At 70.6% G+C, this 21,349-nt stretch carries 25 protein-coding genes; 14 read left to right on the top strand and 11 right to left on the bottom strand.

Features of this window, described 5'->3' with window-relative positions:
• Window positions 1-2: 2 nt before the first annotated feature.
• A complete protein-coding gene (locus V1457_RS16175; protein ID WP_338595371.1) occupies window positions 3-1,712 on the bottom strand; it encodes a protein kinase domain-containing protein in 1,710 nt (569 codons plus the stop codon).
• A 211-nt stretch (window positions 1,713-1,923) separates the two neighbouring features.
• Here V1457_RS16175 and V1457_RS16180 point away from each other — a divergent pair, with 211 nt between their 5' ends.
• From V1457_RS16180 to V1457_RS16190, 3 genes are read left to right on the top strand one after another with little or no spacing between them, the layout of a single operon-like run.
• The gene (locus tag V1457_RS16180) at window positions 1,924-3,435 is read left to right on the top strand and encodes a sugar ABC transporter ATP-binding protein (protein ID WP_338595372.1); all 1,512 of its coding nucleotides are present in this window, start codon (window positions 1,924-1,926) and stop codon (window positions 3,433-3,435) included.
• On the top strand, window positions 3,432-4,487 hold the full coding sequence (locus V1457_RS16185; RefSeq protein WP_200071322.1) for an ABC transporter permease: 1,056 nt from the start codon (window positions 3,432-3,434) through the stop codon (window positions 4,485-4,487). The genes V1457_RS16180 and V1457_RS16185 overlap by 4 nt, the downstream gene beginning before the upstream one ends.
• 11 nt (window positions 4,488-4,498) lie before the next feature.
• On the top strand, window positions 4,499-5,500 hold the full coding sequence (locus V1457_RS16190) for a substrate-binding domain-containing protein (protein WP_338595375.1): 1,002 nt from the start codon (window positions 4,499-4,501) through the stop codon (window positions 5,498-5,500).
• A 47-nt stretch (window positions 5,501-5,547) separates the two neighbouring features.
• Here V1457_RS16190 and V1457_RS16195 read toward each other — a convergent pair whose 3' ends face one another.
• The 3 genes from V1457_RS16195 to V1457_RS16205 form a co-directional block, all read right to left on the bottom strand.
• Window positions 5,548-6,369, bottom strand: coding sequence for a copper chaperone PCu(A)C (locus V1457_RS16195; RefSeq protein ID WP_338595376.1), 822 nt, complete (start codon window positions 6,367-6,369; stop codon window positions 5,548-5,550).
• 46 nt (window positions 6,370-6,415) lie between these two features.
• The gene (locus V1457_RS16200; protein ID WP_338595377.1) at window positions 6,416-6,616 is read right to left on the bottom strand and encodes a hypothetical protein; all 201 of its coding nucleotides are present in this window, start codon (window positions 6,614-6,616) and stop codon (window positions 6,416-6,418) included.
• Window positions 6,617-6,685: 69 nt separating this feature from the next.
• The gene (locus tag V1457_RS16205; protein ID WP_200071325.1) at window positions 6,686-7,144 is read right to left on the bottom strand and encodes a peroxiredoxin; all 459 of its coding nucleotides are present in this window, start codon (window positions 7,142-7,144) and stop codon (window positions 6,686-6,688) included.
• A gap of 127 nt (window positions 7,145-7,271) precedes the next feature.
• Here V1457_RS16205 and V1457_RS16210 point away from each other — a divergent pair, with 127 nt between their 5' ends.
• The 4 genes from V1457_RS16210 (at window position 7,272) to V1457_RS16225 (ending at window position 10,751) form a co-directional block, all read left to right on the top strand.
• The gene (locus V1457_RS16210; protein ID WP_200071326.1) at window positions 7,272-7,844 is read left to right on the top strand and encodes a type 1 glutamine amidotransferase domain-containing protein; all 573 of its coding nucleotides are present in this window, start codon (window positions 7,272-7,274) and stop codon (window positions 7,842-7,844) included.
• Window positions 7,845-7,903: 59 nt separating this feature from the next.
• A complete protein-coding gene (locus V1457_RS16215; RefSeq protein WP_295148997.1) occupies window positions 7,904-9,025 on the top strand; it encodes a Vms1/Ankzf1 family peptidyl-tRNA hydrolase in 1,122 nt (373 codons plus the stop codon).
• 49 nt (window positions 9,026-9,074) lie between these two features.
• Window positions 9,075-9,401 carry a DUF2795 domain-containing protein gene (locus tag V1457_RS16220; RefSeq protein WP_338595379.1) on the top strand — a complete coding sequence of 109 codons (327 nt, stop codon included), beginning with the start codon at window positions 9,075-9,077 and terminating at the stop codon, window positions 9,399-9,401.
• 336 nt (window positions 9,402-9,737) lie between these two features.
• Complete coding sequence (locus V1457_RS16225; RefSeq protein WP_200071329.1) at window positions 9,738-10,751, top strand: LacI family DNA-binding transcriptional regulator; 1,014 nt, start codon at window positions 9,738-9,740, stop codon at window positions 10,749-10,751.
• A gap of 4 nt (window positions 10,752-10,755) precedes the next feature.
• Here the strand turns inward: V1457_RS16225 and V1457_RS16230 are convergent, their stop codons facing one another.
• Complete coding sequence (locus V1457_RS16230; RefSeq protein WP_200071330.1) at window positions 10,756-10,980, bottom strand: zinc finger protein; 225 nt, start codon at window positions 10,978-10,980, stop codon at window positions 10,756-10,758.
• Window positions 10,981-11,193: 213 nt separating this feature from the next.
• On the opposite strand from V1457_RS16230, the gene V1457_RS16235 reads away from it, so the two are divergent.
• The 6 genes from V1457_RS16235 (at window position 11,194) to V1457_RS16260 (ending at window position 14,430) form a co-directional block, all read left to right on the top strand.
• On the top strand, window positions 11,194-12,021 hold the full coding sequence (locus V1457_RS16235) for a helix-turn-helix transcriptional regulator (RefSeq protein WP_295141631.1): 828 nt from the start codon (window positions 11,194-11,196) through the stop codon (window positions 12,019-12,021).
• Window positions 12,022-12,026: 5 nt separating this feature from the next.
• Window positions 12,027-12,209: a DUF397 domain-containing protein gene (locus V1457_RS16240; RefSeq protein WP_295141634.1), complete on the top strand. Its 183-nt coding sequence runs from the start codon at window positions 12,027-12,029 to the stop codon at window positions 12,207-12,209.
• Window positions 12,210-12,214: 5 nt separating this feature from the next.
• Complete coding sequence (locus tag V1457_RS16245; RefSeq protein WP_338595382.1) at window positions 12,215-12,400, top strand: DUF397 domain-containing protein; 186 nt, start codon at window positions 12,215-12,217, stop codon at window positions 12,398-12,400.
• Window positions 12,401-12,465: 65 nt separating this feature from the next.
• Window positions 12,466-12,990, top strand: coding sequence for a hypothetical protein (locus V1457_RS16250; protein ID WP_200071333.1), 525 nt, complete (start codon window positions 12,466-12,468; stop codon window positions 12,988-12,990).
• Window positions 12,977-13,609, top strand: coding sequence for a dienelactone hydrolase family protein (locus tag V1457_RS16255; RefSeq protein ID WP_295141443.1), 633 nt, complete (start codon window positions 12,977-12,979; stop codon window positions 13,607-13,609). Before V1457_RS16250 ends, V1457_RS16255 begins: the two co-directional genes overlap by 14 nt.
• Before the next feature lie 29 nt (window positions 13,610-13,638).
• Window positions 13,639-14,430, top strand: a complete 792-nt coding sequence (locus V1457_RS16260; protein ID WP_338595384.1) for a DNA-formamidopyrimidine glycosylase family protein — start codon at window positions 13,639-13,641, stop codon at window positions 14,428-14,430.
• 180 nt (window positions 14,431-14,610) lie between these two features.
• On the opposite strand, the gene V1457_RS16265 is transcribed toward V1457_RS16260, so the two are convergent.
• The 4 genes from V1457_RS16265 to V1457_RS16280 all read right to left on the bottom strand — a co-directional run bounded on the left by V1457_RS16265 (window position 14,611) and on the right by V1457_RS16280 (window position 18,210).
• Entirely contained in the window at window positions 14,611-15,753 is a 1,143-nt protein-coding gene (locus V1457_RS16265; protein WP_338595385.1) for a cytochrome P450, read from the bottom strand.
• A gap of 129 nt (window positions 15,754-15,882) precedes the next feature.
• Window positions 15,883-17,109 (bottom strand): MAB_1171c family putative transporter, encoded by a 1,227-nt coding sequence (locus V1457_RS16270; protein ID WP_338595387.1) that lies wholly within the window; start codon window positions 17,107-17,109, stop codon window positions 15,883-15,885.
• A 4-nt stretch (window positions 17,110-17,113) separates the two neighbouring features.
• Entirely contained in the window at window positions 17,114-17,662 is a 549-nt protein-coding gene (locus V1457_RS16275; RefSeq protein WP_200071340.1) for a hypothetical protein, read from the bottom strand.
• The gene (locus tag V1457_RS16280; RefSeq protein WP_200071341.1) at window positions 17,659-18,210 is read right to left on the bottom strand and encodes a hypothetical protein; all 552 of its coding nucleotides are present in this window, start codon (window positions 18,208-18,210) and stop codon (window positions 17,659-17,661) included. Before V1457_RS16280 ends, V1457_RS16275 begins: the two co-directional genes overlap by 4 nt.
• Before the next feature lie 312 nt (window positions 18,211-18,522).
• Between V1457_RS16280 and V1457_RS16285 the strand changes: the two genes are divergently transcribed.
• Complete coding sequence (locus V1457_RS16285; protein ID WP_307850141.1) at window positions 18,523-19,377, top strand: 3-hydroxybutyryl-CoA dehydrogenase; 855 nt, start codon at window positions 18,523-18,525, stop codon at window positions 19,375-19,377.
• Window positions 19,378-19,386: 9 nt separating this feature from the next.
• Here the strand turns inward: V1457_RS16285 and V1457_RS16290 are convergent, their stop codons facing one another.
• Together V1457_RS16290 and V1457_RS16295 are read right to left on the bottom strand one after the other, a co-directional pair.
• A complete protein-coding gene (locus V1457_RS16290; RefSeq protein ID WP_200071343.1) occupies window positions 19,387-20,208 on the bottom strand; it encodes an alpha/beta fold hydrolase in 822 nt (273 codons plus the stop codon).
• 29 nt (window positions 20,209-20,237) lie between these two features.
• A complete protein-coding gene (locus tag V1457_RS16295; RefSeq protein WP_338595390.1) occupies window positions 20,238-21,272 on the bottom strand; it encodes an alcohol dehydrogenase family protein in 1,035 nt (344 codons plus the stop codon).
• Between the last annotated feature and the right edge of the window lie 77 nt (window positions 21,273-21,349).

Consider the following 21,349-nt stretch of genomic DNA (forward strand, 5'->3'; position numbering starts at 1 on the left):
CGTCAGCTCAAGCGGCGGTCGTAGGTGCCGCGGCCGTACTGCTGCAGGGCCTCGCGCACCCGGTGGGTCTCCTGCCGCCGCGTGATCGGCCCGCCGGTCGCGCCGAGCGGGAACATCTGCACCCCGCCGTGCATCCGGCGCACCGGGTGCCACGCGTGCCAGCGCTGCGGCGGCGCGTGTTCGGCCAGCCACACGGTCAACGCCTGCCTCTTGCCCTTGCCGACGATGCCGACGCGGCGCACTTCGTGCCACGGGATCTCCCGCGCCAGCCCGGCCCGCGAGATCCGCAGCCCGTCGGTGTTGACCTTCAGCCGCAGGCCCGGCAGCACGGCTTTGGCCAGCGACAGCAGACCGCTGACGAAGAACAGCAGGAACGCCAGCGTCGGTACCGGGTTGCCGGCGACTTCGTCGCCGAGCGTGTAAGCGAATGCCGCGACCACGAACATCAACACCGCCCACAGCAGCGCGCTGCCGCGACCGCCGGTGACGAACACCGGTCCGGGGGTGTTCGCGGAAACCTTCCGCGGCACCGACGACGGGAACGACGGTTCGGGAGCCTTCGGGGCGGGCGGCCGCTTGGTCTGCGCGGCGGGCGCGGCCCCCGCGTTCGGGTTCCGAAACTGCGGCGGTGCGGCCGACCAGTCACCCCGCGGTCGTGAGCCGGGGTTCGACGGCGTGCCGGCCTGGAACGCGGCCGAGCCGGGCACGGCCTGCCCGCCGGGCGGCTGCGCGAATGCGGTTCCTCGGTTGCCGCCCTGGTGGGCAGCACTGCTCTGAGCCGTGCCGCCGTTCTGGGCGGCACCACCCGGCAGCGGCATCTCGAACGCCGCCTCGGAAGCCTGCTTGAGCTGCGTGGTGTGCTCGTTGATCACGGCGCTGATCGCGGGCGGGAGCCAGTTGTCGCCCTGCGGGCTCGTCGCGCCGATCGCGTCCAGCAGCTGGTCCGGCGTCGGCCGCTCGGCAGGTTCCTTGGCCAGGCACGGGCCGAGCAGCGAGCGCAGACCCGGGCTCAGCGCGCTCAGGTCCGGCCGGTTGTGCACCACCCGGTACAGCATCACCGGTGCGCTGCCGGAGCCGAACGGCCCGGCGGCGCCTGCCGCGAACACCAGCACCGCGCCGAGCGAGAACACGTCGCTGGGCGGGCCGACGTCGCTGCCGGTGGTCTGCTCCGGTGAGAAGTACCCCGGCGTGCCGAGGAAGATCCCGGTGGCGGTGAGCGCGCTGTTGGTCACCGCGCGCGAGATGCCGAAGTCGATGACCCGCGGCCCGTCCGGCCCCAGCAGCACGTTGCCCGGTTTCAGGTCGCGGTGCACCAGCCCGGCCCGGTGGATCGCGCTGAGCGCCTCGGCCAGCCCGGCGGCGAGGCTGCGCACGGTCGGCTCGGGCAGCGCGCCGTGGTCGGAGACCGCGCTGTGCAGCGTCGGGCCGGGCACGTATTCGGTGGCCAGCCACGGTTGCTCGGCGTCCGGTTCGGCATCGACGACGGCGGCGGTCCAGAAGCCGCCGACGGAGCGGGCCATGTCGACTTCGCGGCGGAACCGTTCGCGGAACTCCGCGTCCTCGGCGAGCTCCGGGCGGGCCACCTTGATCGCCACGACGCGGGCGCCGCGGGAACGCGCCAGGTACACCGCGCCCATCGCGCCGCCACCGATGCGGGCGAGCAGGCGGTAGTCCCCGACCTTGGCGGGATCGCTTGCCAGCAACGGCTGCACTTCAAGTCCCCCTCGATGACTCGGTGGCGGGGGCCAGCTTACGGATTCGGACACCGGCGTTGTCGCGATCCCCGCCGAGAGCGTTCGCGAGGGCTGCTGGTAATCGGTTACTCGGGTTCGCCGCAACTCTTCCGGCGCAGTGCCGCGGTGAGTATGCTCCGGCGCACCGCAGTGGCGGTACCTGATCAACGATGATCGAGGGAGGCACACCGTGTCGCGTTCCGAGGGGTCGGCGGCGCCGGTGCTGGTGCGGCTCGACGACGTGAGCAAACGATTCCCCGGGGTGGTCGCGGTCTCCGGGGTCCACTTGGACGTGCGCGCGGGCGAGGTGCACGTGCTGGCCGGCGAGAACGGCGCGGGCAAGTCGACGCTGATGAAGCTGGTGGCGCAGGTCGAGGAACCCTCCTCCGGCACCGTCGAGGTCGACGGCCGGCCGGTGTCCTTCCGCGGGCCCGCCGCGGCGCGCAGGCTCGGGATCTCGATGGTGCACCAGGAATTCGCGCTGGCCCCCGACCTGTCGGTGGCGGAGAACCTGTTCATCGGGCACGAGCCCGGCAGCGCCGGGTGGATCTCCCGCAGCGCCGAGCGCGAGCAGGCGCGGGCGTTGCTCAAGCGGGTCGGGCTGCACGTCGATCCCGCGCGGCCGGTGGGCAAGCTCTCCACCGCGCAGCAGCAGCGGGTGGAGCTGGCGAAGGCGCTGGCGGTCGAGGCGAAGCTGCTCATCCTGGACGAGCCGACGGCGACGCTGACCGAGCAGGAGACCGCGGAACTGTTCGGCATCGTCCGCGAGCTCACCGCCAACGGCATCGGCGTCCTGTACATCTCGCACCGGCTGGACGAGATCTTCGAGATCGGCGACCGCGTGACGGTGCTGCGCGACGGCGAGGTGGTCGCGACCCGGCCGGTGGCCGAGCTGGACGAGTCGCGGCTGGTCGCGCTGATGGTGGGCCGCGACGTGCAGAACCTCTACCCGCGCACCTACACCGAGCCGGGCGAGGTGCGGCTGCGGGTGCGCGGGCTGTCCCGCGGCGCGGCGGTGCGCGACGTGTCGTTCGAGGTGCGCGCGGGCGAGATCGTCGGCATGGCCGGGCTGGTGGGTGCCGGGCGCACCGAGTTGGCGCGATCGGTGTTCGGGGCCGAACCGCCGGATTCCGGCTCGGTCGAGCTGGACGGCCGGGAACTCAAGATCCGCGGCCCGGCGGACGCGATCGCCGCGGGCATCGGCTACCTCACCGAGAGCCGCAAGTCCGACGGGCTGGCGCTGCAGCTCGGCGTGGACAAGAACATCACGCTGGCGAAGCTGCCGATGGCGGGCGGGCTGATCGACCTGGGCGCGGAACGCCGCGTCGCGCAACGGGAACGGGACCGGCTGCGGATCCGGGTGCCGAACATCGGCCGCCCGGTGCAGGCGCTGTCCGGCGGCAACCAGCAGAAGGTCGTGCTGGCGCGCTGGCTGCAGACCGAGGCCGAGGTGCTGCTGTTCGACGAGCCCGGCCGCGGCATGGACGTCGGGGCGAAATCGGAGATGTTCGGCCAGCTGGACGCGCTGGCCGTGGACGGCAAGGCGGTCGTGCTGATCTCCAGCTACCTGCCGGAACTGCTGAACATGTGCGACCGGATCCTCGTGCTGCGCGAGGGGCGGATCACCGGTGAGCTCGAGCGCGCCGAGTTCTCCGAAGAACGGATCGTGGCGCTGGCGACCGGAGCGAGGGAGGACCAGTGAGCGAGCAGTCGCCGACCGGGCCTGGCGGGCAGCCGCCGGTCGAAGAGGACAGATCGGAAAGCGGGGGTGCGGCCTCCGGTGGCCTGCTCGGCGGGTTGACCGACCGCTTCTCCGGAGCGATCTCGCAGGTCGCCGCTGCGGGGGCGCTGATCGTGGTGTTCGTGGTGCTCTCGATCATCGCGCCGTCGTTCCTGACCGCGGACAACCTGTTCAACCTGGGGTCGCAGACCTCGGTGAACGCGGTGATGGCGGTCGGTGTGACGCTGGTGATCATCACCGGCGGCATCGACCTGTCGGTGGGTTCGGTGGCCGCGCTGTCCGGGGTGCTCGGCGTGATGCTGATGGCCGACTTCGGCTTCAACCCGCTGGTGGGCATCCTCGGCGGACTCGTGGTCGGCGCGGCCGCGGGCCTGGTCAACGGCCTGCTGGTGTCGACGGTGGGGCTGCCGCCGTTCATCGCGACGCTGGGGATGCTCAGCGTCGCCCGCGGTCTGGTGCTGATCAGCACCGGCGCGGTCGCGGTGTTCGGCGCGCCGGAGTCGTTCCGCCTGCTCGGGCAGGGCGTGATCGGTCCGGTGCCGATCCCGGTGCTGATGATCGTGGTGGTCGCGGTGCTCGGGCACTTGGTGCTCACCCGCACCCGGCTGGGCCGCTACTCCTACGTGATGGGCTCGAACTCGGAGGCCGCGCGGCTGTCCGGCGTGCCGGTGCGCAAGCACACGACCTGGGTCTACGTGCTGTCCGGGATGCTGGCCGGGCTCGGCGGCATGATCGCGGCTTCGCGGATCAACTCGGGTCAGCCGAACTTCGGCGAGGGCCTGGAGCTGGACGTGATCGCGGCCGTGGTGATCGGCGGGGCGAGCCTGTTCGGCGGGCGCGGCACGGTGCTGGGTTCGCTGATCGGCGCGTTCCTGGTCGCGGTGATCCGCAACGGCGCGGTGCAGCTGAACATCGGCACCTTCTACCAGAACGTGCTGATCGGCGTGATCATCTGGCTCGCGGTGTGGTGGGACCGGTACCAGCGCCGCAAGCTCGCCGGGGACGTCGGGTGAGGGGTTCGGCGATGAAGAAGCTGCTGGGACTGCTGTGCCTGGTCGTGCTGCTGGCCGCGTCCGGCTGCAGCGTGCGGATCCACCGGCCGAGCGGCACGGCCGCCGCGGAGGGCGGCGCGATCCGGCTCGCGGTGATCCCGAAGGCGATCGGGTTCGACTTCTGGGAGCAGGTGCGCGTCGGCGCCGAGTGCGCGGCCTCGAAGCACCCGAACGTCAACGTCTACTGGGACGGCGTCACTTCGGAGGACGACGTCAGCGGTCAGCAGAGCCTGCTGCAGGACACCATCGCCCAGGGCGTGCAGGGTCTGGTTTTCGCCGCCACGGACGCGAAAGCGCTCGCGCAGGTGTCGGAGTCGGCTCTGCAGCAGGGCACCACGGTGGTGAACATGGACTCCGGCACCACTCCGCAGCCGCCGGGCGTGCCGGTCTACGCCACGAACAACGTGCAGGCCGCCGAGCAGGGCACCCAGCTGCTGGCCGACCAGCTCGGCGGGCGCGGCAAGGTCGCGTTCATCGAGTTCCTGCCGGGCACCAGCACGAACGAGACCCGCGCGGAGGGCTTCGAGCGCGGGCTGGCGAAGAACCCGGGCCTGCAGCTGGTGGCGCGGCAGTCCTCCAGCAGCGACTACAACACCGCCTTGCAGGTCACCCAGGACATCCTGACCGCGAATCCGGACCTGAACGGGATCTACGCGGGCAACGAGCCGAGCGTGCTGGGCGCGGCCGAGGCGGTTCGGCAGGCGGGCAAGGCCGGCCAGGTCAAGATCATCGGGTGGGACACCTCGGAAGGCCAGATCGAGTCGTTGAAGGACGGCGTGATCACCGGTCTGATCGCGCAGAACCCGTTCAAGATGGGCTATTCCTCGGTCCAGTCGGCGATCACCGACATCCGCAGGCTGCCGGGCGAAAGCCCGGCCACCGACACCGGTTCGACGCTGGTCACGAAGGAGAACATGCGGACTCCGGAGATCCAGAAGCTGCTGAACCCGTCGTGCGCGAACCCGCCGCAGTGATCCCGCCGCAGTGATCCCGCTGGGGTGATCCCGCCGGTGCTGCGCCGTCACCTCGGCATCGCTTGCAGCACGTGCAGCGTGGTGCCGTGCCCGCACGGCGTGCGCAGCTCCGGTACCGGAGAACCGCGCACGGTGATCTCGGCTCCCGGCCGCACCACGGCCGGATCGCCGCCGACCAGGATGTACGGCCTGCCGTGTCCGGACAGCAGCCGGCAGTCCGGCCGGGGACCGGCTTGCACCGTGCCCTGCGCGGTGAATTCCCTGCCCTGCGGTGTGCTGGGCGGTGGTGGCGCTGTCGCCGGTGGACCGGGCGGTGCCGCGCACGGGTGCGGAGGGGGCTTGTCGCCGTCGCGGGTGGCTTGGATCTTCGCGTCCACGCGCACGTCACCTGCCTGCGCGAAGGTCAATGTCAGCGGGAACGTCGTTCCCGGGCGGGCCATCCGCTCCAGCCCGATGACCTCCAGCCGGTACGGCGTGGCCGACTCGGGCTGGCCGGGCGCCAGCGGGACCGTGCCCTGCGCGGTGACAGGGATCTGCGGCACGGGTTCGGCCTGCCCGTCGCAGCCCCGGTCCCATCGCAGCTCGACCCGTTCGGCTTGCGGGGAACGCGCTCCGACCAGTGCGTCCTGCCGCATCCCGTTATTGATCAGGAAGAGCTCGGCCGGTGCGGCGGAACCAGGCGGATAGCCCGCTTCGGTGGCGGCCAAGTGCACGTTGCGGACTTTGATCTGCCCGACGCCCTCGTTGGTGCCGATGGTCCCCGCGGCACCCGCCGGAGCACCGCTGGGCGATTCCAGCACCGTCCCGCCGCAGCCGGTCAGCGCACCCAACCCGAACGCGACCAGCGCGATGCTCGTGAACCCCCGCACGACCTCGCGGTTACCCGCTGCCCCGCGCCGGTACGCACCGATGCGATCAGAGCCGGCTCTCCACGATGTCGGCGGCTGCGGCCGCACCGCCGCTCTCGGCGATCACCTGCCGCATCCACGCGAGGTTCGCCCGCACGTCCGGCCGGTCGAGGCCGAAGTGCTCGATCAGCGCGGACAGGTCCGTGCGGATCTCGGCGAGCACGCCCTCCAGAAACACCGCGAGTTGTTCGGCGCCTAAGACCCGCACCGGGTTCGGCCAGCGGCAGCGTCGGGTTCACGTGCCCCGGTGCGGGTGGGGCTTCGAACGCGATGTGGCTCATGCGCCGCTTCGCTCGCGGAGGAACTTCAGCGCCGTGTCGGCGTGCGTGCCCATGTTGAACTCGCTGCGCACCGTTTCCAGCAGCGTGCGGTCCTGGCCGATGACGAAGGTGTGCCGCTTCACCGGCAGCGGACCGAACCGGCGCTTGACGCCGAAGATCCGCGCGACGGCCCCGTCGGTGTCGGACAGCAGCGGGTACTGGAACGAGTTGGTGCGGGCGAACTCCGCCTGCTTGTCGACGGGGTCGGTGCTGATGCCCACCGGCTGCGCCCCGAGCTCGGCGAACTCCGCGGACAGGTCGCGGAAGTGGCAGCTCTCCGCGGTGCAGCCCGAGGTCATCGCCGCCGGGTAGAAGAACAGCACCACCGGGCCGTGCGCGAGCAGTTCGGAGAGCTTGCGTTCCGCGCCGTGCTGGTCCGGCAGTGCGAAGTCGTCGATCGTCGCGCCGATGCGCATCCGGGCTCCTCGAAGTCGATCGCGGGTGATCCACCGTGGAGTTTGCCGCATCCGGGCCACGGGTAGGGCACGGCCAAGCGGCACCGCAGCACAGCGGTGCTTCACCGATCGACACGGAGGTTGTGCGATGAGCGCCAGTCTGAACGGCGCGAAGGTGGCGTTCCTGGTGGCCCAGGACGGCATCGAGCAGGTGGAGCTGACCCAGCCGTGGAAGGCCGTGCAGGACGCGGGCGGCACACCCGAGCTGGTGTCGGTGGCGCCCGGTTCGGTGCAGGGCCGGGACGGCCTGGAGAAGGCGGACACGTTCACCGTGGACAAGGTCGTCAGCGAGGTCTCGCCGGACGAGTACGACGGCTTGGTGCTGCCCGGCGGTGTGGCGAATCCGGACGCGCTTCGCACCGAGCCGAGCGCGGTGCGCTTCGTCGGCACCTTCTTCTCGCAGCAGAAGCCGGTCGCCGCGATCTGCCACGGCCCGTGGACGCTGGTCGAGGCGGACGTGGTTCGCGGCCGCCGGGTCACCTCCTACCCGAGCCTGGCCACGGATCTGCGCAACGCGGGCGCGGAATGGGTCGACGAGGAGGTCGTCGTCGACTCCGGCCTGGTGACCAGTCGCAACCCGAACGATCTGCCCGCGTTCTGCGACAAGCTCGTGGAAGAGGTCGCCGAGGGCAAGCACCGCGCGCAGGCCCGCAGCGCTTGATCCGGCCCGCGCGCATCGCGCGGCGGATCGGAGGCCCCGAGATTTAATTGGAGTGGTCGATGAAACTCGCGTTCCTGCAAGACGTCTACGAACGCCGAGGGCCGTTCGCGACGGTCTACCTGGACACTTCGGCGGATGCCGAGGACGCGAAGAAGGCCGTGCAATTGCGGTGGCGTTCGGCGCGTGAGCAGCTCACCGACCAAGGTGCCGACGAGGACACGCTGCGCGCATTGGACGACACCGTCGATCGGCACGAGTACCGCACCGGCCGCCGCGGCCAGGTGCTGGTGGCCACCGGCGGCGAGGTCGTGTTCAACGAGGAGCTGCCGGAACCGCCGACCGACGCTTCCGACGACGAGAAGGTGCACTACGGCACGCTGCCGCACCTGATGCCGTACCTGCGGCTGCGGGCTTCCAAGATCCCGCACGTCGTCGCGCTGGTCGATCACGTCAACGCGGAGCTCACGATCGCCCCGGCGGGCGGCGAGCCGCAGACCCGGCGGGTTCAGGGCGGTGAGCACCCGGTGCACAAGGCCCACGTCGGGGGCCACGACGAGAACGAGAAGCGCTTCCAGCACGCGGTCGAGGAGCAGTGGCAGCACAACGCCCGCGAGGCCGCCGACGAACTCGCCAAGCAGGCGATGCGCATCGGCGCCGAAGCGGTCGTGCTGGCCGGTGATCCGCAGCAGCGCAAGCTCGTGCACGAGGCGTTGCCGGACAACATCCGGGAGCGCACGGTGCAGACCGAGGCGAGCCACCTGGATCGCAAGGCGTCCGGCGAGAGCTTGCGCCGCGAGGTCGACGACACCGTGGCGCACGCCGTGGAGGCCCGCGCGAACGAGACGGTGCGCGAGTTCGAGCAGGAACGCGGCAGGCACGAACGCGCCGTCGAAGGCTGGGAACGCGTGATCGGCGCCCTGCAGCGCGGCCAGGTCCGGACCCTGCTGTGGTCTCGCCCGGAGTCGGTGACCTGGCTGCACGTCGGTCCGCTGCCGAACCAGATCGCGCTCGAGCAGCGCTCGCTCACGGACATGGGCGTGGCGAGCCCCGGCACCGCGCCCGCGAGTGCGGCGACCGCGTGGGCGGTGGCGGGCACCGATGCCGAACTGGTGCTGGTCGATCCGGAGAAGGTCGAGCTCGACGGCGGTGTCGGCGCGATCCTGCGCTACAGCGACGGCTGAGGGCCTGCCGCGGAACGTGAACCGAGACCCCGCGTCGAAAGGGGAAAGCATGACGACGACGCGTGAGACGCTGAAGGCTTCGCTGTCCGGCGTCGATTTCCCGGCGAGCAAGGACCAGCTGGTGCAGTTCGCCAACAACAACGGTGTCGACGAGGAGACCGTGCGGGCGCTGCGGGCGATGCCGCCCGCCGACTACGACAACGTCACCGAAGTGGTGCGCTCGGTCCCGCTGGAGCGGGGCGAGGAGGAGGGCCAGTCGGATTCCGACAAGGCTCAGCAGAACCGCCGGCCGCAGAAGGGCGGCTTGGCCGAGCACCAGGCCGAGGTCCCGGCGAACCCGATCGTCGAGGAGTTGGGGGAGAACCGGGGCAGCTGAGCCGGTTGCGCTCGGTCTTTCCGCGATCGAGCGAGTTCAGTGCGCTGGAGGCGCCGGGCTGATCCCCGGCGCCTTCGGCATGTCCGGCCCCGTCCGGCTCGTCCTCTCCGAGTGAACGGCCTGTTCGTCCAATCTAGTGGGACCAACGGTCCGTTCACTCGGAAAATCGACACGCCCGCGCCTTACCCGGCCGGGGATGGTGTGTTCGGAGTGAGCGGACCGTGCCCCCGGGAAGAGCGGGCGAACGGGTCTCGCACTCCGGAAAGTCCGGCCGACGAGATCGCGGAATTCGCTATGCTGCCGGGGCGGGGAGGGCTGACCGAGGGGGAGCCTGAGTTGAACCGGCCCACGATCATCGACATCGCGCGCCGCGTGGGCGTGTCCAAGGCCGCGGTGTCCTACGCGCTCAACGGCCGCGCGGGTGTTTCGGCCGCGACGCGCGAACGCGTCCTCGATGTCGCCGCCCAGCTCGGCTGGGAGTCCGGCGGCCCGGCCCGCACTCCGGCCGCGGACCGCACCGGCAGCGTCGGCGTCGTGCTGTCCCGCCCGCCGGACGAGCTGCGTTCCGATCCGCTCGTGGTGCAGTGGTTGTCCGGGGTGGAGGCCGCGTTGGCGCAGCACGGCTTGTCGTTGCAGCTGGCGCTGACTCCGGACCAGGACGCCGAGCTGCTGACCTATCGCCGCTGGTGGGCCGAGCGCCGCATCGACGGCATGATCGTCACCGACCTGCGCGCCTGCGACCCGCGCCCGCAACTGCTGCGCGAACTCGGCATTCCCGCCGTCGTCGTCGGTGACCACGAGCGCTTCGGCAACGTCGCGGTGCTGCGCCACATCGAGCGCGAAGAGGTGCACGCCGTCGTCGATCACCTGGCGTCGCTGGGGCATCGCCGGATCGGCCACGTCCAAGGCGGTCCCGATCTGCAGCACACCCAGAACCGCAGCGCCGCGTTGCGCGGGCGGGTGCGCGAACGCCTCGGCACCGACCTGGTCAAAGCCGAGGCCGACAGCACCGAATCCGGTGGTGTGCGGGCGAGTTGGCGGCTGCTGGCCGCGGACCCGCCGCCCACGGCGATCGTCTACGACAGCGCGGTGATGGCGGTCGCGGCCGTGGCGCGCTCCGCCGAGCTCGGCACCCGCGTTCCGGATGAGCTCGCGGTGCTGTCCTGGCAGGACTCGATGCTGTGCCGGGTCGTGACGCCGCAGGTGACCGCGCTGGCGCAGGACGACGAGCAGAACGCGGAGGCAGCGGTGCACCTGCTGCTGGAGCTGATCGAGACCGGCACGGCCGACGACCTGGAACTTCCGCCGCGGGTGCTGGTCCCGCGGGCGAGCACCGAAGGCAAGAGCTGACGGCTCAGCGCCGCGATCGCTTGTCCCGCAATGCTTTCGCCTCAGCCCAGCAGGTCGCGCAGGTCGGCGAGAGCCAGTCCTCGTCGCGCGGTTTCGTGATCAGCAGCGGCTCGCCGCAGAGCGCTTTGCGTTCCTCGCCCGGATACGGCCGCTCGGAGGTCAGCATCCCGTGCCGCACACCGCCGACCGGCCGCCAGTAGGCCACCGGACCGTTCGAGATCGGATCCACGTCCCGCTCCTTTCCACCCAAGGAGGCGGCGGCCCCAACGGGGAGAGGTCGGGGAGGACCGGGGCCGCCGCCAAGATCAGAACTTACCCTAGAAATATTTCTGATGGCATCACTCGAACGTGTTCTACTGGGTGTGCTAAACCTTGGCAGCCAGCGCAGTGCTCGGAAGGGAGCGGTATGGCACCGGCATCGCCCCTGGTGGCGGCGTGGGAGTTGGGCATCCGGCTCAAGGAAGCCCGCGAAGAGATCGAGATGAACGGGACCGACGCTGCGGAGTCGATCGGCGTCACGCAGAACTACTTGAGCAACATCGAGCACGGCCGCCGCAAGATCGCCGAGGACAAGCTCGCGAAGCTCGCAGCGACGTATCTGCTGGGCGAGGACGAGGCCGCCGAGTTGATCGGCTTGCGCCGCGAGGCGGACGGACGCGGCTGGTGGGCTCGCTACAGCGGGCTTTTCGCGCCGGAACTGCTGAGGTTCTTCGGCTTCGAGCACGGCGCCGAGGAGATCCGCAGCTACGAAAGCGGCGCGGTGTCCGGGCTGTTCCAAACCGAGGATTACGCGCGGGCCGTGCACAACGGTGACCGGGCGAACCTTCGCGGCTCGGAAGTCAACCGGCGGGTCGAGGCACGAATGCAGAGGCAGCGGCGCCTACACGGATCGGAACCTTTGCGCGCCACAGTGGTCATGGCCGAAGGGGCGATCAGGCAACAGGTCGGCGGGCCGGAAGTCCTTGCGGGACAACTGAAGCACCTGCTGGACTTGATCCACACGCACGCGGAGACCGTCGAGATCCGAATCATTCCGTTCACCGCTGACAGTTACGGTGCGATGGGCGGATCGACGTTCCATCTCCTCACTTTCCCCAGTGCGCGCCTCCGACGACTGGCTTGGCAGGAAACGGTCACTTCGCTGAACCTGATCGACGGCGAAGCGCGTGTGCACCAGTACTGCTTGTCCTTCAGCGAGGCTGCCGAACGTGCCGTCGATCGGCAGGAGTCCGAACGCCTCATTCAGGAGTGCCTGAACTCGATAACATGAGGATCATGCACGAGCTTCGGAACGCTTCTTGGCGCAAGGCCAGCTACTCGACCAGTTCGCAGGGTTGCGTCGAGGTCGCGCTGACCTCCGCAGCGGTCGGCGTCCGCGACACCAAGGATCGCAGCGGCGGCACCTTGACCTTCGACCACCGTCATTGGGCTTCCTTCCTACGTTCCGTCAAGAGGTGAGGATTGTGACCCCGCTAGAAGAAGCCCAGTGGTACACGTCGAGCTACACCTCGAACGCCGCAGCGTGCGTCGAGGTCGCACGCACGCCATCAACGGTCGGCGTCCGCGACACCAAGGACCGCTCCGGCGGCACGCTCGTGTTCGACCGCTCCCGCTGGGCGTCGTTCCTGCGTTCGATCAAGGGGGATTAACAGCCGTACGTGCGGGTAGTCCGTGCGCGGAGGTCATGTCCGCGTAGGGAATGGAGACGCGCACGATGTCGGATCCGCTGGACGCCACGACTCCGTCTGCTGACGAGGTCGGCCCGGACCCTGCGGAACCGCAAGATCCGGCCGAGCTGCAATCCGCGGGGGACCTCGACGAGGACGAACTGGGCGTGGACCCGCTCGAAGGGGGCGTGGAGCCGCCCGAGCACCTGTCGCAGACCACGGCCGAGCGCCCCACGCCGAGCGAGCAGCGCGCGGGCGACTCGATCGACGAACGGATCTCGGAGGAACGCCCCGACCCGGACGCCGAACCGGGCAGACCGGTCGCCGAAACCCGCCTGTACGAGCTGGACGACTCGGTGGACGAGCAGGCCACCCAGGAGGTCGCCGACGGTTCCCGCGGTGAGCAGATCGCCGCCGAGCAGGACGCCGCAGGCGAACCGGGCACGGTCCTGGAGGGCGACGAGGTCGAGGACACCGGCCTGTCCGCGGCGACCAACGAGGGCGACGCCACCGGCGTCAGCAACGCCTCACCGGAGGAAGGCGCGGAGCGGGTGCAGGATGGCGGAACCTGAGCAGGTCTCGCTCCCGGTCGTGCACGGGACCGGTGAGCTGATCGGCGACCTGACGCTGCCGGACCGCAACGGGCCGCTGGTGGTGTTCGCGCACGGCAGCGGCTCGTCCCGGCACAGCAGCCGGAACCGCTGGGTCGCCGAGCAGCTGCAGGAAGCCGGTATCGGCACGCTGCTGATGGACCTGCTCACGCCGGACGAGGACCGCGCCGACGTGCACGCCGAGCTGCGGTTCAACATCCCGCTGCTGACCGTGCGGGTGCTGGGCGTGCTGGACTGGTGGCGCGGCCCGGCGGGCCTGTTCGGCGCCAGCACCGGCGCGGCCGCTGCACTCGGCGCCGCCGCCCGCCGACCGGATGTGGTGCAGGCGGTGGTCTCCCGTGGTGGTCGTCCGGATCTTGCTTCGGAAGCCCTGCAGAACGTGCGAGCACCGACCTTGCTGATCGTCGGCGGCAGCGACATGGAAGTGCTCGAACTAAACCGCCGCACCGCTGAGCAACTCCGCGCCCCGCACGACCTGCACGTCGTCGACGGCGCGACGCACCTGTTCGAGGAACCCGGCGCCCTGGAACAAGCCGCCACCGTCGCCACCAGCTGGTTCACGCAGTACCTGCTTGCGTGATCAGCGGCTCTGCCGGGTAGTCGGAGTGGATGCCCGAGCTGCCGGACGTCGAGGGTTTTCGCCGGGTCGCGCAAGCCGCGGCCGGCCGCGAAGTCGAGGACGTCGTGGTCAACGACTCGCAGGTGCTGCGCGGGGTGCGCCCGCAGGAGTTCCGGAAAGCCTTGCGCGGCAAGGAGTTCGGCACGCCGTGGCGGCACGGCAAGTGGCTGGTGATACCGGTCGGCGCCGAGTTCCCGGAGGTGTTGCTGCACTTCGGCATGACCGGCCGGATGTTGTGGTGCGGCCGGGACGACGAGCCGCACAAGCACGACCGAGTGGTGTTCCGCTTCGCCGACGGCGAGCTTCGGTACCGGGACATGCGCAAGCTGACCGGGTTGCACCTGGCGCGGCGGCAGTCCGACCTGGACGCCCAACTCGGCGAACTCGGCCCGGACGCGATGGCGGCCTCCGCAGCGGACTACCGGGAGCGGCTGACCCGCACCAAGCGCGGCGTGAAAGCGGCGTTGATGGACCAGGAAGTGCTGGCCGGGCTGGGAAATCTCACCGTCGACGAAACCCTCTGGCAGGCCCGCATCCACCCGGCGCGCAGCACCGGCGACCTGAGCGCGCCGGAGCTGTCCAAGCTCAGCCGCCGCGCGCACACCGTGCTGCGCCAGTCCGCGAAGGTCGCCCACGTGCCCGACCGCCCGTCTTGGCTCACCGGCCACCGCGACGAGCCCGACCCGCACTGCCCGCGCTGCTCGACCGCCCTCGACCGCACCAAAACCGCGGGCCGAACCACATTCCACTGTCCGAACTGCCAGCCCCTCGACAACTCCTAGCAAGCGCAGTTCCTGGAGCGAACGGCCTGTTGGCCCAATCTATTCGGACGAACGGTCCGTTCGCTCGGATTGCATCCCGCGTACGCGGACCGGGGCGACATGCCGGCGCCCGCGGACCGAGGCGAGTGAACGGCCTGTTCATCCAATCTATTGGGACCAACGGTCCGTTCACTCCGCGGACTACCGCTTGTGGCGGGTGAGATTCGCTCGTAGCGCGGCCGGGCCGTGGTGGCGGAAGTTGCCGCGCCAGGTCACCGGGGCCGAGGTCGGCGCGGCGTGCGGATGTTGCGCGTGCAGCGCCTCCACGGCGCAGCGGGCGATGACGCGGGTCAGCGTCGAAGCCGGGCAGGCGTGGGTGCCGTGGCCGAGGCTCAGGTGCGGGTTCGGGTTGCGGTCGGGCACGAATTCCGAAGGTTCCGAGAACACCCGCTCATCCCGGTTCGCCGATGCCAGCGACAGCAGCAGCGTATCGCCCGCGCGGACGCTCACTCCGCCGATTTCCAAGTCGTGCAACGGGTATCGCGGTGCGGCGAGCAACTGCGGCGGATGCAGCCGCAGCACCTCCTCGACGCCGGTGTCGAGCCGTTCCGAGCCGAGCAGCCGCAGCATCGCCGAGGACACCGCGTGCACCATGATCTCGTACCAGACGAACAGCAGGTAGAAGACCATGCTGGTCAACTCGTCCGCATCGAGCCGTCCCGCGCCGCGCGCGGTCAGCAGCCCCGCGAGCAGCGAGTCGGCGGGCGGATCCGACGACAACGCCGAACCGATGATCCGCCGCATGTCGTCCATCGTGTCCCGCGCACGCGGCTCCGCGCCGGGCGTGTGCCGCAGCAGCGAATCAGCCCAGCCCGCGAACGTGTCCCGCGCGTCGGCGGGCAGCGGTAGCAGCTCCGCGATCACCCGCACCGGCAGGAGCACCGCGAACTCGCCGACCAGGTCCACTTCGCCCGACAGCGAAGCGGCGAGTTCGTCGGCCACCGCACGAACCTGCGGACTCATCGCGCGAACCCGCTGCGCGGTGAAGCTGGGCGCGATCTCCCGCCGCAGCCGGGTGTGCCGAGGCGGGTCGCTGTTGAGCAGGTGCGCGTCGAGCTGCGGAGGCAGGTCGAAACCGGTGAAGTCGCGGCCGTGCGAGTGCTCGCGGTGCAGCGCGAACCGCGAATCCCCGAACAGCGCGCGGACTTCCGCGTATCTCGTGACCAGCCAGGCGGGCGGGCCGTCCGGAGTGTCGATCCGGTGCACCGGTCCTTGCGCGCGCAGCTCCGCGAGCGAGGCGAACGGTTCGTGCGCGGTTTCGGAGACGGTGAGCGCGTCGGTCACGAGGTGGGATTCTTCATGAGGCGGGGCCGTTCACGAAGCCGGGTTCCCCGCGAAGCCGGGGTTCTGAGGCCGGGGCTCTTCACGATGCCGGGCTGTCCACGATGCCGGAGCTTCAGGAGCCCGGAGCTTTCACGAAGCCGGATCCTTTTCCGCGCGCCGGGGATCGTCCAGCACGGCGCGCACCAGCGGATGCGGGCGGTGGAACGCTTCACCGATGAGGCACAGCCAGCGCAGCTCCTCGGCGAGGTCGCGCTCCGGGTCCTGATCGGGCACCTGCCACAGCGCCACGTCTTGACCGTCCATTCCGGACTCTTCGCGGATCATGGCGCTGCCGTTGCCGGGCGAGCTCCCCGCGCGATGCGCGCGCAGCGCCGCGGCGATGCGGGCGGCTTCGACGGCTGCGGCGCGTTCGTCGCCTTCGAGGCCCTGGCGGTCCGCGTGTTCTTCGGCGAGCGCGGCGGCCTCCGGCGCGAGGTGCGGCCGCAGCACCCGCAGCAGGTCGTCGGTCGCGATCAGCCACCGGTACTCGGCCGAGGCGAGCCGCGTGTTCTGCGCCAGCTCCGGCGCGAGCGGCCGCAAAGCGCGCAACAGCGGACGAAGCTGCCGGCGCGCCCGCGCATGGCGACGCAACCGCGGAACCGACGGCAGCACGTACCCGACCGCCATCACGCTCGCACCGACCGTCGCGCTCACCGGAGCCGCCACATCGCTGACCGGCGCGAGATCCCCGCCGAGCCAGGTCGCGGCCACCGCGACCGCCTTCAACAGCGAATACCCGAGCCCGAACACGACACCGACCGGAACCAGCGACACACCGCGCCGCAGCCACGGATCCGCCGCGTGCGGCCGAATCCGCAGGCACACCAGCGCACTGCGGATCAGGCCCAGCGAGTACGCGCCCAGGTACACCGCGAGGAACCCGACGACGACCGGCTCGCCCGAGTAGTGCGAATCGAAGTCCAGCACGTGCGGCTCGTCGTGCACCGGCGCGACGCAGAACAGCGCCACCAGCACCGCCAGCGCGGCACCCGTGCCGAGCACCAGCGCCCGCCCCGCGGGCACCGCCTCGTCCCGCGACCGCGCCAGATTCACCGAGAACACCTGCAACGACGCGGTGCACAGCACGATCGACGCGTAGACGGCCAAAGTGGACAGGTTCGGCACGCCGGTCGCCGCGGCCACCGCCGAATACACCGGGGGGATCGCGAAGTTGAAGCCGCACGCCACGAACAGCAGCGCCAGCGTGATCGCCCCCAGCCGCGGATCCCGCGGGTCGCGCAGCAGATCCCGCAGCTTCCACAGGAAAGCGCCCAGCTGCAGCAGCAGCGCCAGCGAGTACAGAACCGCGAACGTCACCGGCTCACCCGAGCGCCATCTGGAACCGGCGCAGCACCTCGCGCGCCTCGTCGGGCACCTCGTGCGCCTGCGGGGAATCCCACGAACTGATCCGCTGCATAGCCACCGAAGCCATCATCTCGGCCGCCGCTTCCTCCTGCGCCGAACATGCCGAACGGGTCAGCACCCGATCCAGCACCTCCGGCGGCAGATCGCCGAACAGCGAGCGCAACGCCGGAGCCGGATCGCCGACCGGACGGCCGACGTGGCCCCACAGCAGGTGCATCAGCTCGTGCAGCCAGATGTGCCAGCGGTGCCAGCGCGACGTGCGCGCGTCCGCGACGATGATCACGCAACCCGCCGGCAGCAGCGCCAGGCCGCTGGGGGCGCGCGGCGGCAGCTCCACCGCGGCGAAGTAGATCTCCCTGCCGAGGTGCGCGCGGGCGCGGTCGAGCAGCTGCGCAGCGGTGAACCGGTGCGGCAGGCCCAGCGCGTCGAGCCGCCGCGCGCTGCGCCTGCGCAGCATCCAGCGCGAACGCGCCCGCCCGCCTTCGCTCCACACCAGGAACCTCATGAGCTTTTCCGGCCCTTGCCGCGCTTGCCGTCCTGCCGGGGCCGTTCGAGGGGTTCGGTCGGGCTCCGGTCGTCGGGCGAACCCGGCAACTGATCCGCGCGCAGCGCCTTGAACCCTTGCAGCACCCCGAGAATCGCCTCGGCCACGTGCGGACGATCCTGCTCCGGGAATTGCCCGGTGAGCTGGCGCAGCGCCACCTCCTCGACCCCCTGCCTGCGGAATTGCCCGGCCAGCCGCCACTGCGCCAGCAGGTCCCGCGAGATCGCCGGATCGAAGAAGTCCAGGCCCACGCCGAAGAACTCGGCGAACGCGACCACCTCGGTCAGCCGCGGCACCGCGCGGCCGGTGCGCAGGTGCCACATGTGCGTGCCGGACATCCGCACGCCGCGCTCGGTCAGCAGCGCGGCCATCCGCTCGCTGCCGTAGGGCTTGCCGGTTTCCGGATCGGGTTGCGCCTCCAGCAGCTCGGTCAGCCGCTCGGCGAACACGTGCACGCTGATCGCGCTTCCCGAAGCGGGGCTGGCGGAGAAGTCGGGCGCGGGCTCCACGGACACGACTCTAAGGCGTGGCGATCTCCGGGACACCGCCGATGCCGTGAAAGATGTCCACACATGTGGCCGCAAGACGTAGATCCGTCCACGTCCGTTGCTGTAGTGTGGCTCGCTCCAGGGGGTCAGTGGCGGGGGGCTCCGGGAGGCAGGAAGCCGGGCCGTGCAAGCAGCGGTCCGGCTTCTTCGAGCTCCCACCTGACCGCACTGGGGTGGCCTACCGCACCCCTTACCGACCGGTAACCGTTCGTTTTGACATCATCCGGGCTGTCGTTCGGCAGCGGCCGAGTCGCGGACGGAAGGATCGGTGTGGTGACGAAGATCGAACGCGTGGGCGTGGTGGGCTCCGGCCTGATGGGAGCCGGCATCGCCGAGGTCAACGCCCGCTCCGGGCTCGACGTGCTGGTCTCCGAGGTCAGCGAGGAAGCCGTCGAAGCAGGCAGGCAGCGCATCACCGGCTCGCTGGAGCGCGCCGTGCAGCGCGGCAAGCTCGCCGAAGCCGACCGGGACGCCGCGCTGGGGCGGCTGCGGTTCACCACCTCGCTGGCCGACTTCGCCGACCGGCAGCTGGTCGTCGAGGCCATCGCGGAGAACGAGCAGCTCAAGACCAGCGTGTTCGCCGAACTGGACCGGGTCACCGGCGCGGACGCGATCCTGGCCTCGAACACCTCCTCCATCCCGATCGCCAAGCTCGCGGGCGCCACCGGCAGGCCCGAGCAGGTGCTCGGCGTGCACTTCTTCAACCCGGTGCCGGTGATGAAGCTGGTCGAGCTGGTGCCCTCGCTGGCGACCTCGGAGCAGACCGTGCAGCGAGCTTCCGATTTCGCCACCGAACAGCTCGGCAAGCAGGCCATCCGCGCCAAGGACCGGGCCGGGTTCGTGGTCAACGCGCTGCTGGTGCCGTACCTGCTGTCCGCGGTGCGGATGTACGAGAGCGGCGTGGCCTCCGCCGAGGACATCGACAACGGCATGGTCCTGGGCTGCTCGCACCCGATGGGGCCGCTGACGCTGTCGGACATGATCGGGCTGGACACCATGAAGTCCGTCGCCGACTCGATGTACGAGGAGTTCAAGGAGCCGCTGTACGCCGCGCCGCCGCTGCTGCAGCGGATGGTCGACGCCGGGCACTACGGCAAGAAGTCCGGCCGCGGCTTCTACACGTACTGAGGAATCCTCTCAAGATTCCCCGAGCAGGCTCCGGATCTCCGCGGCGACCCGGCCGGGCGCTTCCTCGGGAAGGAAGTGCCCGGCCGCCGGGATCACGGCCAGCTCGGCGCCCGGGATCGTGCGGGCGAGCCATTCGCCCAGTTCCACCGGTTGCCAGCGGTCCTGCTCGCCCCACAGCACCCGCGTGGGCATCGCGAGTTCCGGCAGGCGCGCGGTGATCTCCCGGGTGGGCCGCGAGTCGTAGTGGCGCACTTGGTGCTCGAAGAACGACATGCGACCCAGCGGACCTCGATGCGGTTCCAAGTAGGCGTCGAGCACCGGCTCCGCCATCGGCGTCGTGACCGCCGACTGCAACTGCCGCGTGAGGATCTGCTCGAAGTCCTGCTGCGGCAGCCGCGCGTGGTCGTCGCCGTGCTCTTCGATGATCCGTCGCCAGGTCGGTGACGGCCACGAGTCCCGGCACACGCTGTCGATCAGCATCAGCCGCCGCACCCGTTGCGGGTGCTCGACGGCGAAAAGCTGCGCGATCGCACCGCCGATGTCGTGCGCGACCAGCGTGCACCGCTCGATCCCGAGGTGATCGAGCAGCCCGTGCAGCAGCGGGACCTGCTCGACCACCGACGTCGCCCGGCTCACCGGACGTTCCGAGCGGCCGTAGCCGAGCAGGTCGTGCGCGAGAACTCCGTGCCCGTCGGCTTCCGGTTCCGGGATCACGTTGCGCCACAAGAAGCTGTGCGACGGGGTGCCGTGCAGCAGCACGACCGTTTCTCCCGTCGTGCCCGGCGAGTGGTGGTAGGCGAGCCGGGCGCCGTCGATGACCGCGTTGTCCATGGGCGCGTCGCTCCTGGCGCTCAGGTGGTTCACGCCGCGTCCGGGAGCACGACGAGCTTGCCGAAGAAGTCCTTGGCCTTGAAGTCCTGCTGCGCTTCGCGGAGCCGGTGCAGCGGGTAGGTCCCGGCCAGCAGCGGGCGCAGTTCACCGGCGGCGATGTGCCGAACCACGCGGGCGAAATCCTCGTGCGTGCCGAACGAGGAACCGACCAGCTCGACCTGCCGCAGGTAGATCGTGCGCAGATCGGTTTCGACCAGCGGCCCGGCGATCCCGCCGGCGACGACGTAGCGGCCCAACGGCGCCAAAGCCCGCAGCAGCGGGGAAAACGCCGGACCGGCCACGACATCGGCGACGACGTCGACCGGGCCGGTGCGCTCGAGCTCCACCGCCAGATCCGCCCGGTCCAGGACGGCTTCGGCACCCAGCTTCGCGGCGCGCTCGGCCTTCGCTGCCGTCGTGACCGCGACGACCCGCGCACCCCGCAGCGCACCGAGCTGGATCAACGCCGAACCGACTCCGCCCGAGGCGCCGGTGACCAGCACCGTCTCCCCGGCGCGCACGCGGGCTCGCTCCAGCATCCGCATTGCGGTGGCGTAGGCGGTCGGGAACGTGGCGAGCTCCGCGTCGCCGAGTTCGCTGTCGATCGGATGCGCGTTGCCCGCGGGCACGGTCACGAGTTCGGCGAAACCGCCGTCGCGCTCGCTGCCCAGGTATTCGGTGTCGACCAGTTCCCGCTCGCCGCCGGTGTAGAGCATCGGGTCGACCAGCACGCGCTCGCCGATCCGTTCTTCGCCGACGCCGGGGCCCACGCGGTCGATCCGGCCCGCGACGTCCGCGCCTTGCACGCGGGGGAATTCGAGCGGTTCGCGGCGCCAGCCCGCGGTCGCCGACGGGTCGTCGGACGAGCCGTACGCGCCTTCCCGCGTCCACACGTCGGTGTTGTTGATGCCCGTCGCGCCGACGCGGATCCGCACCTCGTGCGCGGAGGGTTCGGGTTCCGGCAGGTCCTCGCGGTAGTCGAGCCGTTCCGGCCCGCCGAACCCGGTCAACTGCACTGCTCGCATCGCTTCTCCTAGGTATACCGACCGGTGTGGTTATCACTGAAGACGCGCGCGGCGGATTTGTCAACACACCGGTCGGT

This window comes from Saccharopolyspora sp. SCSIO 74807, assembly GCF_037023755.1.
In the GTDB taxonomy this organism is placed as follows: Bacteria; Actinomycetota; Actinomycetes; order Mycobacteriales; family Pseudonocardiaceae; genus Saccharopolyspora_C; species Saccharopolyspora_C galaxeae.

What these genes read in the sequence shown, in the direction of transcription:
- V1457_RS16260 (WP_338595384.1), top strand. Translation starts at nt 13,639, where the DNA reads ATGCCCGAGCTGCCGGACGTCGAGGGTTTTCGCCGGGTCGCGCAAGCC.
- V1457_RS16290 (WP_200071343.1), bottom strand. Translation starts at nt 20,208, where the DNA reads ATGGACAACGCGGTCATCGACGGCGCCCGGCTCGCCTACCACCACTCG.
- V1457_RS16275 (WP_200071340.1), bottom strand. Translation starts at nt 17,662, where the DNA reads ATGAGGTTCCTGGTGTGGAGCGAAGGCGGGCGGGCGCGTTCGCGCTGG.
- V1457_RS16250 (WP_200071333.1), top strand. Translation starts at nt 12,466, where the DNA reads ATGTCGGATCCGCTGGACGCCACGACTCCGTCTGCTGACGAGGTCGGC.
- V1457_RS16240 (WP_295141634.1), top strand. Translation starts at nt 12,027, where the DNA reads ATGCACGAGCTTCGGAACGCTTCTTGGCGCAAGGCCAGCTACTCGACC.
- V1457_RS16210 (WP_200071326.1), top strand. Translation starts at nt 7,272, where the DNA reads ATGAGCGCCAGTCTGAACGGCGCGAAGGTGGCGTTCCTGGTGGCCCAG.
- V1457_RS16295 (WP_338595390.1), bottom strand. Translation starts at nt 21,272, where the DNA reads ATGCGAGCAGTGCAGTTGACCGGGTTCGGCGGGCCGGAACGGCTCGAC.
- V1457_RS16220 (WP_338595379.1), top strand. Translation starts at nt 9,075, where the DNA reads ATGACGACGACGCGTGAGACGCTGAAGGCTTCGCTGTCCGGCGTCGAT.
- V1457_RS16215 (WP_295148997.1), top strand. Translation starts at nt 7,904, where the DNA reads ATGAAACTCGCGTTCCTGCAAGACGTCTACGAACGCCGAGGGCCGTTC.
- V1457_RS16190 (WP_338595375.1), top strand. Translation starts at nt 4,499, where the DNA reads ATGAAGAAGCTGCTGGGACTGCTGTGCCTGGTCGTGCTGCTGGCCGCG.
- V1457_RS16205 (WP_200071325.1), bottom strand. Translation starts at nt 7,144, where the DNA reads ATGCGCATCGGCGCGACGATCGACGACTTCGCACTGCCGGACCAGCAC.
- V1457_RS16255 (WP_295141443.1), top strand. Translation starts at nt 12,977, where the DNA reads ATGGCGGAACCTGAGCAGGTCTCGCTCCCGGTCGTGCACGGGACCGGT.